The sequence below is a fragment of the Nocardia arseniciresistens genome, from assembly GCF_046764875.1.
GTDB lineage: Bacteria > Actinomycetota > Actinomycetes > Mycobacteriales > Mycobacteriaceae > Nocardia > Nocardia arseniciresistens.
In genome coordinates, this window is the sequence record NZ_JBKORD010000015.1 from 210,685 (window position 1) to 226,684 (window position 16,000).

The 16,000-nt window shown below is 63.5% G+C and carries 14 protein-coding genes and 1 pseudogene; 4 read left to right on the forward strand and 11 right to left on the reverse strand.

What is annotated here, in order from left to right:
* Positions 1-237: 237 nt before the first annotated feature.
* From ACLMAJ_RS26985 to ACLMAJ_RS26995, 3 genes are all read right to left on the reverse strand, one after another.
* Positions 238-918, reverse strand: a complete 681-nt coding sequence (locus ACLMAJ_RS26985; protein ID WP_412016625.1) for a DUF3558 domain-containing protein — start codon at positions 916-918, stop codon at positions 238-240.
* A complete protein-coding gene (locus ACLMAJ_RS26990) occupies positions 915-1,298 on the reverse strand; it encodes a hypothetical protein (protein WP_412016626.1) in 384 nt (127 codons plus the stop codon). The genes ACLMAJ_RS26985 and ACLMAJ_RS26990 overlap by 4 nt, the downstream gene beginning before the upstream one ends.
* A gap of 135 nt (positions 1,299-1,433) precedes the next feature.
* Positions 1,434-1,925: a DUF3558 domain-containing protein gene (locus ACLMAJ_RS26995; RefSeq protein WP_412016627.1), complete on the reverse strand. Its 492-nt coding sequence runs from the start codon at positions 1,923-1,925 to the stop codon at positions 1,434-1,436.
* 178 nt (positions 1,926-2,103) lie between these two features.
* On the opposite strand from ACLMAJ_RS26995, the gene ACLMAJ_RS27000 reads away from it, so the two are divergent.
* Entirely contained in the window at positions 2,104-2,400 is a 297-nt protein-coding gene (locus ACLMAJ_RS27000) for a helix-turn-helix domain-containing protein (RefSeq protein ID WP_412016628.1), read from the forward strand.
* Between the two features lie 127 nt (positions 2,401-2,527).
* On the opposite strand, the gene ACLMAJ_RS27005 is transcribed toward ACLMAJ_RS27000, so the two are convergent.
* Positions 2,528-3,589, reverse strand: coding sequence for an IS110 family RNA-guided transposase (locus ACLMAJ_RS27005; RefSeq protein ID WP_412016629.1), 1,062 nt, complete (start codon positions 3,587-3,589; stop codon positions 2,528-2,530).
* Between the two features lie 143 nt (positions 3,590-3,732).
* Between ACLMAJ_RS27005 and ACLMAJ_RS27010 the strand changes: the two genes are divergently transcribed.
* The gene (locus tag ACLMAJ_RS27010) at positions 3,733-4,737 is read left to right on the forward strand and encodes an IS3 family transposase (protein ID WP_412016630.1); all 1,005 of its coding nucleotides are present in this window, start codon (positions 3,733-3,735) and stop codon (positions 4,735-4,737) included.
* A 1,007-nt stretch (positions 4,738-5,744) separates the two neighbouring features.
* On the opposite strand, the pseudogene ACLMAJ_RS27015 reads toward ACLMAJ_RS27010, so the two are convergent.
* From ACLMAJ_RS27015 to rpsF, 6 genes and pseudogenes are all read right to left on the reverse strand, one after another.
* Positions 5,745-6,175, reverse strand: a pseudogene (locus ACLMAJ_RS27015) (Tn3 family transposase); the annotation flags it as partial.
* Positions 6,176-6,608: 433 nt separating this feature from the next.
* Entirely contained in the window at positions 6,609-10,514 is a 3,906-nt protein-coding gene (locus ACLMAJ_RS27020) for a replicative DNA helicase (protein ID WP_412016631.1), read from the reverse strand.
* A 634-nt stretch (positions 10,515-11,148) separates the two neighbouring features.
* Positions 11,149-11,601 carry a 50S ribosomal protein L9 gene (gene rplI / locus ACLMAJ_RS27025; RefSeq protein WP_412016632.1) on the reverse strand — a complete coding sequence of 151 codons (453 nt, stop codon included), beginning with the start codon at positions 11,599-11,601 and terminating at the stop codon, positions 11,149-11,151.
* Positions 11,602-11,618: 17 nt separating this feature from the next.
* Positions 11,619-11,870: a 30S ribosomal protein S18 gene (gene rpsR, locus ACLMAJ_RS27030; RefSeq protein WP_328407495.1), complete on the reverse strand. Its 252-nt coding sequence runs from the start codon at positions 11,868-11,870 to the stop codon at positions 11,619-11,621.
* A 56-nt stretch (positions 11,871-11,926) separates the two neighbouring features.
* Positions 11,927-12,469 carry a single-stranded DNA-binding protein gene (locus ACLMAJ_RS27035; protein WP_412016633.1) on the reverse strand — a complete coding sequence of 181 codons (543 nt, stop codon included), beginning with the start codon at positions 12,467-12,469 and terminating at the stop codon, positions 11,927-11,929.
* An 83-nt stretch (positions 12,470-12,552) separates the two neighbouring features.
* On the reverse strand, positions 12,553-12,840 hold the full coding sequence (rpsF, locus tag ACLMAJ_RS27040) for a 30S ribosomal protein S6 (RefSeq protein WP_412016634.1): 288 nt from the start codon (positions 12,838-12,840) through the stop codon (positions 12,553-12,555).
* Between the two features lie 229 nt (positions 12,841-13,069).
* On the opposite strand from rpsF, the gene ACLMAJ_RS27045 reads away from it, so the two are divergent.
* Positions 13,070-14,470 (forward strand): glycosyltransferase family 87 protein, encoded by a 1,401-nt coding sequence (locus ACLMAJ_RS27045; protein ID WP_412016635.1) that lies wholly within the window; start codon positions 13,070-13,072, stop codon positions 14,468-14,470.
* On the opposite strand, the gene ACLMAJ_RS27050 is transcribed toward ACLMAJ_RS27045, so the two are convergent.
* Entirely contained in the window at positions 14,471-15,010 is a 540-nt protein-coding gene (locus ACLMAJ_RS27050; protein ID WP_412016636.1) for a CGNR zinc finger domain-containing protein, read from the reverse strand.
* Between the two features lie 83 nt (positions 15,011-15,093).
* Between ACLMAJ_RS27050 and ACLMAJ_RS27055 the strand changes: the two genes are divergently transcribed.
* Positions 15,094-15,993, forward strand: a complete 900-nt coding sequence (locus ACLMAJ_RS27055) for a DMT family transporter (protein ID WP_412016637.1) — start codon at positions 15,094-15,096, stop codon at positions 15,991-15,993.
* The last annotated feature ends 7 nt before the right edge of the window (positions 15,994-16,000 follow it).

Sequence of the window (16,000 nt, forward strand, 5' to 3'; positions counted from 1 at the left end):
CGGCTCGTTTGCTCCACTCGCTTGCGATCTGTCCCATCGCACCGGGGTCTAGCTTCTCGTGCACCAGATCCCAGATCTGTTGGTGCCCATAGCTATCGAACGACTCCCGATCGGGAACATAGGCCGGATCGACCCCAGACGCTCCGAACCCACTCACATGAGCAAGCTGGCTCTGGTGCTGGCTGATGTCGTCAGCGATCTCTTTACTCGTCCGTCTACCCACGACGCCCTCTCGATTCAGCTGTCCCCGATACGCGGAATGATCCCACGCACCAAATCGACTATCCCCGAACATCTTTCGGGTGCCGGTCCGGTGAGGTGATCCGCGAAGATGATGCGGTCGAAGCCGATGTACCCCACCTTGGTCTGCAACAGAACAGTGCATCCGGTGCTGGGCATCTGCGGCCGTACGATCAACGCAGCGTGACCGTCGATCGTCGTGTCCTGGATCTGAGCACTGTCGTTGGTGAACTTCGCACGGCCCTCGTCCAAGGTGCGGTTGCCCGACAGGATGCCGAGGGTGTAGGCCTTGTCGGGCGACTTAAATGCACAGCCCAGGAACGTGTACTCGGCGTGGATGTCGGTCGACCGTTTGCGTGAGCGCGGATCATATCCGAGATGGCTGATCGTGTCGTCATCGATCCAGGTGCAGGGGTCGAACGCGACGTCCGGGCGGTTCTGGTTCTGCTGCTTCGGTGGCTGCAGGTCGGGCGCGGTCAACGTCGGAAACGGTGGCCGGCCTGCCGTGCTCGCCGCGGTCGAGCCTGATCCGGAGGCCGTCGCGGCAGTGGAACTGGCCACCGGGTTTCCAACTCCTGTCGAGGAGCATCCAGCTGCCATCAACGCGCCCAAGGCCAGAATCGAGGCAGCCGAAAAACGGCGGAAAATCTTGGGCCGCAACGCTTTTACTACTGTCACGCGGGATCCTCGAGTTGGTCGGCCGCGACTTTGATCGCTGCGCGGTTCGCGGCGTCGGCGTCTTCGAACTGTTTTCCGGCCGCCAAATAGGCTGCCTTGTACCGCAAGACCGTCTCCCGGAACGCGGTCAACGCGTCGATGTACTCGCGCCCTTTCGCGCTGAACCCCTTCGCCAACGCATGTCCGGACGGAAGATCGGGAAAGCCTGTCACGTTGGCCAGACTCCAGGCCGCCGCGATCTCGTCTTGCAATTCATCCGCTAGCGTGTCGCAGGAGGCTGCGAGCCGTTTGGCGCCGTCCTCGGGTATCTGAAACAGTTCGGCCTTGGCGGCATCGTAGGCCGCTTGGGCGTTCTTCTGCCCTTTGTCCGGTAGTGCCATGACCGCACCCCCCCCTCCGCTCTCGACGCCGGGGATGGCTAACCCAGCTTCGGTGGGAAAAGCGTATCAGTGCGCGCGTGCCGACATTCGGCGCTGACCTACCGCCCTGGTCGGGCTAGTTACTCATTTTCGTACTCAGCGCGGCAGCAGTGGGACAACGACGTTCGCGACCTCGATAGCGCGGTCGTGGGGGGCGACACGGCTTCGTGGCTCCAATCGCAGCACCTCAATGCTGAACGAGCCCAGGATGGAGGCGAAGATCAGGTTGCAGCGATCGCCGGCCCTGTCGGATGCCCGACGGTATCGCAGGCCGGGGCGGCCCGCGATCGTGATCGGGACAAACTCTGCACCGGATTCCTTGTGTGTGAAGTCGTCGACTGTGTAGACCTGCGACCACACATCGACCGAGTAGATCCGCGGATGTCCGTGACCCCCACGTCGTCTGAACCCGTCGATCCGGCCGATACCGCCGATGTCTGAGCTGAGTGTGGACGGATCGACGCCGATCTGCCGCCAGACGTCGTCGCCGATCAGGGTCGGATCCCACAGTGCATCGGCGGCTGCCTGTCTGTCGGTAGCACTGCCGCGGACGACGAGGACTGTGCTGGCATCTGCTTTGTCCTGCACGCCGTGCCTCCTAAGTACCGCCAGCCGGGGAAGGTGGCGCTCCCATGGACTCTCGGCGAGAATATGCATTCTAACGTGCCTCTTGTATCGCATGCGATATGTTTGCGCTATCATACATATGCCGTGCCGCACAGCGAGCTCACGGGATTGGTCAGGTGAGGCGTGCGATGATGCGGCCATGCCGGTGCCGGAAGCCTCGCTGTCCCCACAACAGCGGAGGGTGCGCAAGATGAGGCGGGACGCGGTCGGCGCCGCCATTCGTCGCGTCCGTGAGTCAGATGGGATGACCCGAGACGATCTGGCGAAGCTGTCCGGCGTATCGCAACCAGCTCTCGCTCGCATCGAGCTGGGAACCAGCAGCGTCCAGATCGACCGGTTGTGGGATCTCGCCGAGGCATTGTCCACAACGCCCTCGGCACTACTGGCCGACGCAGAGAAGCACCTGTCACCGACCACAACGACTGGGCGCCGCTGATTCTGCCCGGATAATCTGCGTGGCGACGCACCCTCGGCCGCCGCGAATACCAGCTCCCGACAAACGTTCTCGCCGTAGCGATATCGTCAACGACGATCAGCTTTCAGGACTGACGCTCCTATAGATGTCAAGCGGTCATGGCCTGGTAGTCGGAGCGTAAGGCGCGGAAGACTTCTCGCGCGAAATAACGCTTGAGGCAGCGCAAGATTTCCGGTGTCGTCTTGCCGTCGCGCTTGCGCCGGGCGGCGTATGTTTTGGTGTTCTCGTGGTAGCGCATGCGGACGATAACTGCGGTGTGCAGGGCCTGGTTGGCTTGCCGGTCGCCGCCGCGGTGCAGCCGGTGGCGGGTGGTTTTGCCTGATGAGGCGGGGATCGGCGCGACGCCGCAGAGGCGGGCGAACGCGGCTTCGGAGGTGAGACGATCAGGGTTGTCGCCGATCGAAATGACGAGGGCCGCAGCGGTATCCGGGCCGAGTGCGAACACGCCCATGGTGTTCGGTGCGACCTGTTCGAGGGCCTTTCCCAGCTGCTGTTTGAGCCGGTCTGCGTGGGCTCGCGAGTCGTTGATGCGCTCGGCGAGTGAACGCAGCGCGAGTTTGGTGGCCTCGATCGGATCGGTCAGGCGGTGCAGGTCAGGGTCGAATGCGGTGCAGGTGGCGATCAGCCGGGCGCGGGGCATCTTGCGCAGCTGGCCGCGAAGTTCTTCCGGGCTGGTGGTGATCAGGGCGCGCAGTGCGTTGAGGGCGATCGACATGGCCTTGACAGCATTGTTGCGGGCCACGCGCATCGCCCGGACGGCTTCGATGGCGCCATCTCGGTTCTTCGGAGCGGTGATGTCGGATCCATCGAGCAAGCGCCGCGCGGCGGCGTAGGCATCTATCGCGTCGGATTTGCCCTGGGCGCGGCGCAGCCGCCGGTTCGGGCGAGGCACCTCGGCGACGTTGTAGCCGTGCCGGCGCAAGTGCCGTGCCAGTTCCACCCCATATGAGCCGGTGCCTTCGATTCCGACTTGCGCGATCTGGCCGTAAGTGTTGATCCATTGCTCGATTGCTTCGTAACCGCTTGCTGTCGTCTGGAATTCGCGATCGGCGAGTCGTCTGCCGTGTTCGTTGACAATGGCGACGTGATGAGTGTCGGCGTGAGTGTCGACTCCGGCGAAGACAGTCTGCGCGGTGGGATTCGTTAACATGTATCAGTCCTTCCTGGCGCTGTTCGGCGGCGGTTTCCCGATGCCGGCAGCGGAGGTCGGACAGGCCAGTCAGGGGACGCGATCTCGACGCGGCATGCTCCTATCAGGTCACTCCCTCCACGGCAGGACCCCGGGGATTCTGCGTGGTCGGCGGGCCGCCATCGGCGCCAGCGGATCGACGGGTCCCTCGAAAGACACGGTCCGGAGACCGGTCAGGAAAATTCAGAGTCAGATCCGCCGGGCCGCTGGCGACCCGCCCTCATGATCATGCCTGGAAAATTCTGAGCCCAGCGGCCAAGCGTCGAGCTGTCGGCATGCTCCAGCAGGTCAAGGGCATGTCGGAACGGTTCGCGTGCAAGGTGGTTGGGCTGCACAGGTCCACGTATCGGCGGCTGCCGGCCGCGCAAACCCCCGCCGACCCCGACGCCGGGGTGCGGGCGTGGCTGCGTTCCTACGCCGCCAAGAATCCGTGCCACGGGTTTCGGCGGGCATGGGCGGCGTTGCGGTTCGATGAGGGCCATCCGGTGAACAAGAAACGCATCCACCGGCTCTGGCGTGAAGAAGGTTTGCAGGTCCGCGCGCACTCGCCACGGAAACGGGCCGGGCAGTCATCGGTCCCGGTCATCGCCGCAGATGCTCCGAAGGTGGTGTGGGCGTTGGATTTCCAATTCGACTCGACCCTCGATGGGCGGGCGGTGAAGATCGCGTCGATGGTCGATGAACACACCCGCGAATCCCTGCTGCACATGACCGAACGTTCGATCACCGCCGAGCGCTTGGTCGCCGAACTCGAGCAGGTATTCGCCGCTACCGGCGGGCCGCCGAAGGTGCTGCGGATGGACAACGGCCCGGAGATGATTTCTATTGCGCTGCAACAGTTCTGCGCCGACCGGGTCGGGATCTCCTACATCCCGCCCGGAACACCGTGGAACAACGGCTACATCGAGTCGTTCAACCGGCGGTTGCGTCACGAATGCCTCAACCGCAACCATTGGACCAGCCTGCTCGAAGCCCGCGTCGTGATCGGCGATTTCAAAACCGATCACAACCAACGACATCGGCACTCAGCGCTGGGCTACCTGACCCCAGCCGAGTACGCTGCCCGCTGCAGTCACACCCACCACCCCGTGGCCTGCGACATCAACTGAACCGATCGAACCCCGGACTCAAACACCGGGCGGTCGCATCATCGGGGACCGGCCAATGGCCTATACGGTCCTCAGGTGGCGTAGGTTCGCCGCCGCGATGAGTTCGCGGGCGGCCCAGTTGACGGTGCCGGCCGCTCGCGCGACTCCTCCACGGCTTGCCGTCGAGCTGGTTCCGAAGACGAGGTGGGGCGTCAACTTGCGTTCGGAGTTGCCCTCGAGAGAGTGGAACCGACTCCGAGGAATCGTGTGCGAGGCGGCGGGCCACCGATGTGAGATCTGCGATGGTGTCGGGCGGCGAGCTCCGGACTGCAACGAGGTCTGGGAATACGATGACGAGCGGCAGATCCAACGTTTGGTCCGGCTCGAGGCGCTCTGCGCAGCCTGCCACGCCGTCAAGCACATAGGCCGGGAGTATGCCGGAGGCCGTGGAGAGCAGGCCCGCAGCCATCTTGCCGCGGTAAATGGGTGGACCGCAACGCAAACCGATCTGTACCTCATGCGACAGTTCGAGCAGTGGCGTACCCGGTCGGTGAACGAGTGGACGTTCGATCTCGCAGCTCTTTCCCAATACGGTCCTCCGTTGCCGCCCTCGATACGCAGGAAGCGATGCGCGAGTTGCGATGAACTCTGTACCCCGGACCAGCTCAGGCTTGACGAGGTGAAACGGCTCCTCTGTGAGGACTGCTTCGAAGAGGAGTCCAGCGGTTGGGGGTATGAGATGTGGCCCGACCACGAGTTGCCCCCGATTGGGATGGGCGATCCGATCGATTAGGTCCCGGTCGAATGGGTGTGAGCGGCGCAAATATGTCGCTACACCCCACATCGCCACTGCGGCTCGCAGGTCGCATGGTGTGAGGTGTGAGGGCAACACGAAAGTGTCAGTGGCCAGGCGATATCAGAATGTCGGTGAATCCGTCTCCCTACAGTGCGGACGGCGTCGGGCACGGTGATCGAGCGCATTGCTGCGCGCGGTATCGACCAGGGAGCGAACTTTCCCCGTGGTTGCTGCTAAGCACATCGTCATCGATCCGACGGCCCGCCCGGCGCATCTGCTCGATCGCGAGCCCGTAATACTCTGTGGTCCAAGCGATACAGCGTTCGTCGCGAGAGTCAGGCACCATGCCTGTTCGGCTTGCCCTTCCAGATGCCGTGCCCGGATCGTGCCTTCGTGGGCGTAGAGCAGGTCCCGGCGCAGTGCGTGCAGGGATTCGCCCCTGTTCAGCTGGCGGGCGATCTTGCGGCGATAGCCCGGATCGGACAGATACCGGGCAGCGTAGATCGTGTGCCGCATCGCCCCGTACTCCTTGAGCGCTGCGGCCAGGGCGTTCTGCCGACCCGAGGCGGACAGCTTGCCGACCAGCAGCGACGCGGTGGCGTGCCCGAACTTCAATGATCCGGCCAGCCGCAGCAGCAGGTCGTCATAGTGTTCGGCGATCAGTCATCAAAACCGGAAAGAACTCTGGCCAGCATCCTTCGGTCGCCTCGCTCTACCGTGCGCTCGCCGAAACCAGCAACAGCCAGGCCTGACCCGGCACCCCTCGAAGGTCCTGCAACATCGCACGGTCGCACGGTCGCACGGTCGCACGGTCGCACGGTCGCACGGTCGCACGGTCCCGCCACGAGACAGCGTGATCTCGTTCTCCCAGCTCACGGCATTGGCATCCTCGTGTCGCTACCGGGCCCACTACTGACATTTCGTGTCGCCATCGACTGACAGCTGATGGCGTATCCGCAGGTCAGCCCACTGACATTCTGATGTCGCCTCTCAGCTCCGAGCGGGGCCGGATCTGTCTCAAAACCATGGCCAATTGGCCATCGAGTGGCCATGGTTTTTGAGATTTGGCCACGACTTTTGAGAACCTACAAGCCCTCTAGCCTCGTGCCATGTCCACGAACCGGCTGAGGTGCAGCTGGTGGGCGACGGTGATGGTGGCGGTCGGACCGTTACGGTGCTTGCCGAGAATCAGGTCGGCCTCGCCGCCGCGGGGGTCGTCGCGTTCGATGGCGTCGGGGCGGTGCAGCAGGATTACCATGTCGGCATCTTGTTCCAGGGAATTGTGCACTGAAATGCCTTGTGCCACAAAGTTATGTGTGCCAGGGACGGTGCCATCGTAGACATCCTGTTCACCGAGGCTGGTGATTTCGACGATCCGGTCCCAGAAGACGTCGTTGACGGCCAACATTTCGATTTCGGCGTCGTCGAGGACAGCGGCTACTCGGGCCAAGCGGGAGCGGCTCGGAGAGCGCTTCCACATAGTCGAGCCGCAGAAGCGGGACCCCATTGCTGCCGAGAATTCGTGGTGGGTCATGTGTTTGGTGGCGAGCAGGCTTCGGACCTTGGTCCAGACTTCCTTAGGGACTGTGTCGACATTTGTGTTGCGGGCCAGCGGTTCCAGCTCGGTCAACGCCGATCGTGCTGCGTTGCCGCGAGCACCGTGTACGCCGATGTCGCGCAGGAATGTTGTCTGGTTGTCGGCGCCGTCGATCGTGAGGTGCCAGCAATCTCGATACCCAGCCTTGGGGACCTTCCTGATTCGTGCGTGTACGCCGAGCCGAAGCAGTAGTTGCGCCACATCATCGATGAGGCGTCGGCTGGTCGACGCGTAGTAGACACGCGCCTGACCTCCCTTGGCATCCCAGCGTACGGAGCCGTCTGTCGCCCACAGGTGGTGCAGAAATAGGGCAACCTGATCGTTGGCCAATGCGAAAATTGGCTGGGGCACGAACTTTTCGTAGCTGCGCAAACCGAACAGGCCGAGCCCGTCGAGCCAGGCTGCGATCGGGTTGCGCTTGCCATGGGTGAGACGCTCGGGCGCACGCAATCGCAGAGTTGTCACTCGGGCGGCTGGGTAGTTATCCCGCGCTGCGGTAACGCCGAAGTGAGTCGCCGCTTCTGTGACAGCGGCCAGGTTCTCTTCGTCGATGCTGGCGTAGCGGATCGGCTGGCGCTTGACACATGAACCGTCACCGATCATGTGCGCGAGCAGGATGACCTCGGCCTCCGGGATCCTCGTGGTGTGCACGGGCTCGGGCACGAGACGCGGAGTTGCCAGACGGTCGTCAACGGACAACTTCTCCAGCGGAAGCCAACCGTCGACAGTCAGGAACGGGTGGTTGGCGGTTGCCTCGACTTCGCGGCCGGAGGCGAGGCGAAGCCGGAACACCTCCTTGCGACCGCTCGGGAAGACCTTCACCATCGGTCGCGCCACCATGCGCATCCGCTCGTCCAGCGACCACACCAGTGGCTGTTCGCCAGTGGCTAGCAGCTCGCCGAGGGTGGTCTCGCCGCCGGTGTCAGCCCGCAGAATGCGAGTCGAGGCGGGCAGGCATCCCGATTCGCGCAGGTCGGACACCATAGGGCGCTTATCTGTTCGCTGTTCCGGACCACGGTTCAGCTGACTGATCGCGACCACCGGAACCTCGAGTTCCTTGGCGAGCAGCTTCAAATTTCGCGAGAAGTCCGAGACTTCCTGCTGCCGGGATTCGACCTTTTTACCGGAGGTCATCAGCTGGAGGTAGTCGACGACAACGAGTTTCAAATCGTGGCGCTGCTTTAGCCGCCGCGCCTTGGCTCGAATTTCCATCATTGTCAGGTTCGGTGAGTCGTCGACAAACAACGGCGCCTCACTGATCTCACTCATCCGCCGCGCGAGTTTTGTCCAGTCGTCATCACTCATTCGGCCGGAGCGCATATCGCCGAGCTTGATTTTCGCTTCCGCCGAGAGCAGGCGCATTACGATCTCCGTGCGGCTCATCTCCAAGGAGAAGATGACGCTCGGAAGCCCATGCTTGATCGAGCAACTACGCATGAAATCCATGCCGAGTGTGGAGTTGTGAGTCGGCACCATAGCCTGTCCGGCCAGGTATAGATGGTCGGCGTTGTCGACCTCGACGCATCGCACCGGCACGCTGTCGATCCTGCGGACGTCCACGATGTACCGCGAGCCGGATCGTGCTGTACTGCGGCTCGCTCGTCGCTCCTTATGCAGTAGCGCTTTTCGATAGAGCCCGAATACTTCGTCGTCGGTCGAGAACGTCATTGTGTAAGCGGTCGACGATTTCTCGGACCGGCCGCGGACACGCTTTGTGGAAACATGGCAGCGGTATCCGAGGCCTACCACGAGCTCCTGGACATCGAGGAACAGTCGCTCATTGGTCACCGCGAACTGAACGGAGCCACCGTGGGTCACGGTTCCATCGGTGTCGAGCAATCCCGCGAGCAGCGCGCGCCGTTGATGCTCGGAGGCCCGCAAGTACTCGAGGGGGATGTGCTTGTCGCCGAGAACACCAATGGTTCGCAGTCGTGCCTGCACGCTGCCCACACTGTTTCGGCACGACTGGCACAGCCGAAGTCCGATAGAGGGGCCACCACACTGCGCGCAGGTCGGTGCCGCGACGGGTGCGGAGTAGAAGCGCGCCTTGCCTCCGCACGATCGACCACAGGTTCGAACCTCGCTGGTGAACGGTACGAACTCCTTACCGCACACTGTGCATTCGCGCGGCGAGACCGGCTCGTAGTCGGGCAACCGCAGCTGATAGCGCAAGTGAGCTGATTGCGAAGGGATCGCAACGATCCCCTCCGCTTCGACGCAAGCGATGATCTCAGGGTCCGCGCTCGTGAGCTGTGCTGCTGCGGCCGTTCCGTCTCCGAGCCAGGCTCCGAGCGTGTACGGCGGCACCAGCAGGTCGCGGGTAGGCAGCTGTAGCGGGCGTGCGTTCGTCACCGAATGGTTGAGCCTGCGGTCAGCGGTGTTGCATCGCACAGTGTCCGCGATTTCCGCGGTGGTATGGACTGCGGCGAACGTGCGCTGATTGCGGCAGCCGTTGTTGCCAGCAGCCGCTTGTTGCGCGGAGCGTCGCGAGGCCCGTGTCTCGGTGAGCCACTGATGCTCTCCGTCCGCGACGAGAACTGTTCCGTCGGAAAACTCGACCTCGTAGCAGGGCCGGTCGGTCATGACATCGGTCGCGGCGACAACACGGGTCGGGCGGCCATGTGCGTCGAGGAGTTCGTCACCAACACAGACCTCACCCATCGTGGTCCAACCGATGGGCGTTGCTAGCGGAGTATCCAGCGCAAGGGCCTTACCAACACCTGGTCGAGCCGCGACGATGATCATCTGGCCCGGGTGCAGGCCGTTGGTCACCTCGTCGAGTTCGGTGAAGCCGGTGGGGACGCCGAGGGAGATGCCGCCTCGGCTTGCGATGGAGTCGATTTCGTCCATCGTGGGCTGCAGGAGTTCTTCGAGGGGGAGGAAGTCTTCGGTGGTGCGGCGTTCGGTGACCTCGTAGACCTCGGCCTGGGCGCGGTCGACAACCTCGGCGATGTCCTGGCCGTCGGCGCCTGCGTAGCCGTACTGGACGATGCGGGTGCCTGCCTCGACGAGGCGGCGCAGGATGGCCTTCTCGGCGACGATCTCGGCGTAATAGCTGGCGTTGGCCGCGGTCGGGACGGTTTGGGTGAGGGTGACGATGTAGGGCGGGCCGCCGATGCGCTTGAGTTCGCCGCGGCGATCGAGACCTGCGGCGACGGTCACCGGGTCGGCGGGCTCGCCGCGACCGTAGAGATCGAGGATCGTGTCGAAGATGGCCTGGTGTGCCGGCCGGTAGAAGTCGCCTGGCCGCAGCGCCTCGATGACGTCGGCGATGGCGTCCTTGCTGAGCAGCATGCCGCCGAGTACCGACTGTTCGGCCGCCAAGTCGTGTGGAGGCTGCCTGCCGAAGTCCTCGCCAGGCGGTTCGGAGTACTCCGCGTGTCCGCGATCGTCGACGACTGCCACGAGACTCGACCGTCCTTTCCCCACGACCCGGATTCACACTATTGATGACTCGTTGTACTCCCGGGTACCGACACGTTCGGCGCGCCGCTGCGGGTGCGGGTGTCTCCGTCCGCGGGCGCCGTCAGCGGGTTCCAGCAACCGTTGCGGCAAGGTACCGAATCATGACGTTCCTGTTGGTTCGTTCACGACATTGCGACGAACCTAGGCGACCGGAAGGGCAGTCGCCAAACCGCACTGTGCACATACCTGTGGATAACTTGGGGAATGTTTATCTAACGGTGTGCACCCCCTGTGCACTACTTGGGGAAAACCCAGGTCGCTACATTCAAACTCGCTGATAGATATCGATTTCTGAATCTGTCCACGTGTGGATGAATATCGTGTCGGCGTGTCTGTCCAGTTGAACAGCCGGGCGTGTTGGGTTGAACAGTGTGGATCACCGATATGGCCTGGATCACATTTCGGGCGGTTGGTTTTCTCGACGATCCACAAGTGGAATAACAGGTGGTAGAGCGGTTGCCGCAGTTTGCCGAGAATGATCCGGATCACTCTTTGCGTCAGGTGGCAAATATTTAGCTATTACAGTCGAAGGCCACTCCCGTGCAGAAACACGAGAGTGGCCTTCGGAGCGAACTCAGTTCCCGGCGACCTGAAGGTCGAACTTGGCGATCACGTCGGGGTGCAGGTGCACCACAACGTCATGCTTGCCGGTCGTCTTGATGTGCGACTTCGGCAGCTCGATGCTGCGCTTGTCGACAACGGGGCCGCCCGCCGACTTGATGGCCGCGGCGACATCCGCCTGGGACACCGAGCCGAACAGCTTGCCGGTGCCACCGGTCTTCACCGAAAGCGACACGGCTTCGAGGCCTTCGATGGCCTGCTTCAGCTCGTTGGCGTGATCGAGGTTGCGCACCTTGCGGGCGTCCTGCGCCCGGCGGATGCCCTCGACCTGCTTTTCGGCGCCACGGCTGGCAACGATCGCCAGGCCGCGGGGGAGCAGGTAGTTGCGGCCGTAGCCGTCCTTGACTTCCACGGTGTCGCCGGGAGCACCGAGGTTGTCCACATCAGCAGTCAGAATCAACTTCATCGCGATGCCTCCCTGTCTCAGCGAGCCGTAGACACGTAAGGCAGCAGAGCGACCTCACGCGAGTTCTTCACGGCAACGGCAACATCGCGCTGGTGCTGCACGCAGTTACCGGTCACCCGGCGAGCGCGGATCTTGCCGCGATCACTGACGTACTTACGCAGCAGCTGCGTGTCCTTGTAATCGATATTGACGGTGCCGGTCTTGGCTTCCTTGCAGAAGGTGCAAGCCTTCTTCTTCAGCACCTTTTCGCGCGCTGGCGCTTTAGGCATGTCTTACTCCGTAATCACTGATGGCCCATGTGAATCCGGGCCGATGAATGCCGTTCTCAGAACGGCGGTTCGTCGTCTACGCGGCTGTTGGAACCTGCCGCAGGTGCGCTGCCCCAAGGGTCTTCCTCGGCGCCGCCGGAACGGCCGCCGCCACCACTGCCACCGGCAGGGGCGAAGTTGCCACCGCCGCCACCGCTGCCACCGGAACCGAATCCGCCACCACCGCCGCCACCGCGATTGGCCTTGACGACCTTCGCGGTTGCGTAGCGGAGCGAGGGACCGACCTCGTCGACCTCGAGTTCGACGACCGTGCGCTTCTCACCCTGTGCGGTTTCGTAAGAACGCTGCTTCAGTCGTCCGCTCACGATGACGCGAGCGCCTCGGGTCAGGCTTTCAGCGACGTTTTCCGCGGCTTCGCGCCAGACATTGCAGCGCAAGAAAAGCGCTTCGCCGTCTTTCCACTCATTCGAATTACGGTCGAACATGCGGGGAGTCGAAGCGACGGTGAAATTCGCCACCGCTGCGCCCGCGGGCGTGAATCGAAGCTCGGGGTCGGCCGTCAAGTTTCCGATGACGGTGATGACCGTGTCGCCTGCCATGTGGTTCCTCCTGCTCGGTTGCAGTCCGCAATGCACTCACTGTTGCGCTAGAGCCTAGAGATAAGCACCGACGCAATCGAGAGTTACTTGCCGTGGCGCAGAACCTTGGTGCGCAGCACCGTCTCGTTCAGGCCGAGCTGGCGGTCGAGTTCCTTGACCGTGGCGGGCTCAGCGGTCAGATCGACAACCGCGTAGATGCCTTCGGCCTGCTTGGCGATCTCGTAAGCAAGACGGCGGCGGCCCCAGATGTCGACCTTGTCGACCTTGCCGCCCTCGGTACGAACCACGCCGAGCATGGTCTCGAGGGACGGAGCTACGGTGCGCTCGTCCAGACTGGGATCGAGGATAACCATCACTTCGTAATGACGCACGGACCAATCACCTCCTGTGGACTAGGAAACGGCCACGGACTTTCCGTGGCAGGAGGGTCGTTGCGTCAGCAACCCGACAAGGCTACATGAGCAGGTACTGAGCCACGAAACGCCCCCATCTCTCCGCGACTTTTGCCGGTCGAGGGGAGGCCGAGAGGATGTCGCGACCGGTGGTCGTATTCGCGGGGGACACGGGCAAGGCCCGGCTGCGCCACTTAGGGTGGTTGTCATGCCGACCGGACTGGCCGCCAGCGACAGGATCGCGGGCCGTGTGACACGCGCTGCGGCGCTCGCCGCGGTCGTGGTGTTGCTGTGTGGGCTCACGCTGGGGCTGGCATATCTGAACAAGGCGCGCTGCGCGGGCGCGCCGTTCGGCGAGGACGGGCGCAGTTCGGCGTTCGATGTGCTCAAGGATTCGGATGTCTGTTATTCCGACATCCAGTTCTTGTGGCTGGGGCGCGACATCGACAACCATGTCTTTCCTTATATCGACGGCGGCATTACCGAGGACGGGACGCTGACGGGGGGCGCGGTCGAATATCCGGTGCTCAGCGGTGTGCTGATGTGGCTCGGCGCGGTCGGCGCCCACGATGACGCCGATTTCCTGCTGCACTCCGCGTTGCTGTTGGCGCCGTTCGCGTTGCTGACCGCGTGGCTGCTTGTCCGACTGGCCGGTCGTGCTGCCCTGCTGTGGGCCGCGGGGCCGCCATTGGTGCTCTACGCATTCCACAACTGGGAGCTACCGGTGGTGTGCACGGCGGTCGCCGCCGTGTACGTGGTCACCGCGATGACTCGATATTCGTTGCGTACCAGGGGAATGCTCGCCGCGATCCTGCTCGGTATCGGCTTCTGTTTCAAGCTGTACCCCGGCATCTTCGTACTGCCGTTGCTGGTCTACGTGCTCACCGGCGGCCAGCGCGATATGGCCTCTGACGGCGATCCGAAGGCGGTGCGGCCGGATATGCGCGGCGCGGTGATGACGGCGGCTGCCGCCATCGGCACTGTCGTCGCGGTGAATCTGCCTTTCGCGCTTGCCGGTTACGAGGGCTGGCGGGCGTCGATCACCTTCCAGCAGTTGCGCCAGGCCGACATCACCACGAATTCCATTTGGTACTGGGGACTTCGGCAGCTCTTCGGACAGGACATCGAGAGCGAGACGGCATTTCAGCACGCGGTCTCGATCGCGTCGCCGACCTTGGTGATCGCCTCCTTCGCGCTCGCGATGTGGTTGGGCTGGAAGCGATTCACGATGACGGGCACCTTTCCCTGGGTCGGGGTCAGCGGCGCGATGCTGTGCGGATTCCTGTTGTTCCACAAGGTGCATTCGCCGCAGTACACGTTGTGGCTGATTCCGTTCCTGGTGTTGCTCGAGGTTCCGTGGTCGGCGATCGGCGCCTACCTGGTAGCGGACGCGGCCATCGGCATCGGCGTGTTCCGATATTTCTATTCGATCGGTTCGGGCGCCTCGGTGGATCAGATGGAGAACGTGGTCCAGTTTGGCGTCTGGGGCCGCGCCATCCTGCTCGTGGTGTTCTTCTTCCTGTTCGTGCGGGCGAGACCGCGCGGATACCGGCTCGCGCCGCCGCCGATCCCGCATTTCGAACGCGGCGATATGGTGCCCGTGGCCTAGTCAGTCGGCCGCCTGCCTGGCGCGGAAAGCGGCGCTCTTGGCGCGATTGCCGCACAGGGTCATATCGCACCAGCGGCGCGACTTGCCGCGTGAGGTGTCGATGTAAAGACGGGTGCACTCGGGGCGGCCGCATTCCTTGATCAGCTGCCGGTCGGGTCCGCCGAGCATTTCGACTGCGGCGCGGGCGACGGCCGCGATGGCGGCGTCCGGAGTGCCCGTGCGGATCAGTGTGGCATCGGATTGCAATGCGAGCCAGGGGAGTTCGCCGACGGCCAGCTCGTTGACGATCCCGCGGTCGGCATCGGTGAACGGATCGTCGCGAGCGGCGGCGAGGGCCAGTCGATATACGGCCTCGCGCAGGCGCACGGCGCGGTCGAGTATCGCTGCGTCGCAGGGCGGTTCGCCGTCGAGTAGATCGGCGGCGACGAACCAGTCGGCGAGATCCGCTGGTGTGCAGAGGTGGTCGTCGAACGTCGTGGCACGGGCCTTGACCGTGCCTGCGAAGTCCAGCGCGAGATTACCGCTTACGAAGGCGAACACCTCCTCATAGTAACCGCCTTGACAGGTTAGGCAAATAAGTGCGACGGTAGTAACTGCTTAAGACGGTTATCTCGGGAGGTCTCGTGCAGGATCGAATCGCGACGGCGGTCATGCAGCCACTGTTCGTGCTGTTGTGGAGCAGCGCGTTCATCGCGGGGATCATCGGAGTCGGTGCCGCACCACCGCTGATGGTTTTGTTCGCGCGGTTCGCCATCGCCGGAGTGCTGCTGGCGCTGTACGCCCGTGCGGTGGGTGCCCATTGGCCACGCGGTGTCGAGCTCCGGCATGTGGTCGTCGCGGGTCTGTTGATGCAGATCGTGCAGTTCGGCGCGTTCTACACCGCGATGAGCCACCACGTTTCCGGTGCGGTAATCGCCTTGGTGCAGGGATTGAATCCGGTGGTTATCGCGTTGTTCGCCGGGGTCATCGGCGAATCTGTCACGGTGCGACAGTGGTTCGGCTTCGGGATCGGCGGCGTCGGCGTCGGGTTGGCCGTGCTCGACCAGTCGACGATGTCGATGGTCGGTCTGCTGCTATGCGTGCTCGGCTTGCTCGGCTTGAGCATCGGGACGATCTACCAGAAGCGATTCGTTCCTCGGGTCGACCCGCGCGCGGCGACCGCTGTGCACGTCTTGGCGAGCGCGCCGATCGCGGGTGTGCTGGCCGTGGCCGCCGGTCAACTGCATGTCTGGGACATGAGCCGGTTCGCGCAGGCGCTGACCTGGATGGTGCTGATGAACTCGATGGTCGCGTTCCTGCTGCTCAACCACATGCTCCAGCGTTGGGATGTGACGCGGGTCGGCAGGCTGTTCTTCGCTACCCCCGCGGTGACCGCGATCCTCGCCTGGCTGCTCGTCGATCAACCGTTGCGACCGTTGACCGTCGCTGGACTCGCTGTCGGTGTGATCGGCATGGTCCTCGCGTCGCGCCGACCCGCGGTCGCGGTCGAACAGCGCCAGGCTGTTGCGACGGCCGTGCGCTGAGCTTCGT

What these genes read in the sequence shown, in the direction of transcription:
- ACLMAJ_RS26990 (WP_412016626.1), bottom strand. Translation starts at nt 1,298, where the DNA reads ATGGCACTACCGGACAAAGGGCAGAAGAACGCCCAAGCGGCCTACGAT.
- ACLMAJ_RS27000 (WP_412016628.1), top strand. Translation starts at nt 2,104, where the DNA reads ATGCCGGTGCCGGAAGCCTCGCTGTCCCCACAACAGCGGAGGGTGCGC.
- ACLMAJ_RS27005 (WP_412016629.1), bottom strand. Translation starts at nt 3,589, where the DNA reads ATGTTAACGAATCCCACCGCGCAGACTGTCTTCGCCGGAGTCGACACT.
- rplI (WP_412016632.1), bottom strand. Translation starts at nt 11,601, where the DNA reads ATGAAGTTGATTCTGACTGCTGATGTGGACAACCTCGGTGCTCCCGGC.
- rpsR (WP_328407495.1), bottom strand. Translation starts at nt 11,870, where the DNA reads ATGCCTAAAGCGCCAGCGCGCGAAAAGGTGCTGAAGAAGAAGGCTTGC.
- ACLMAJ_RS27035 (WP_412016633.1), bottom strand. Translation starts at nt 12,469, where the DNA reads ATGGCAGGCGACACGGTCATCACCGTCATCGGAAACTTGACGGCCGAC.
- ACLMAJ_RS27045 (WP_412016635.1), top strand. Translation starts at nt 13,070, where the DNA reads ATGCCGACCGGACTGGCCGCCAGCGACAGGATCGCGGGCCGTGTGACA.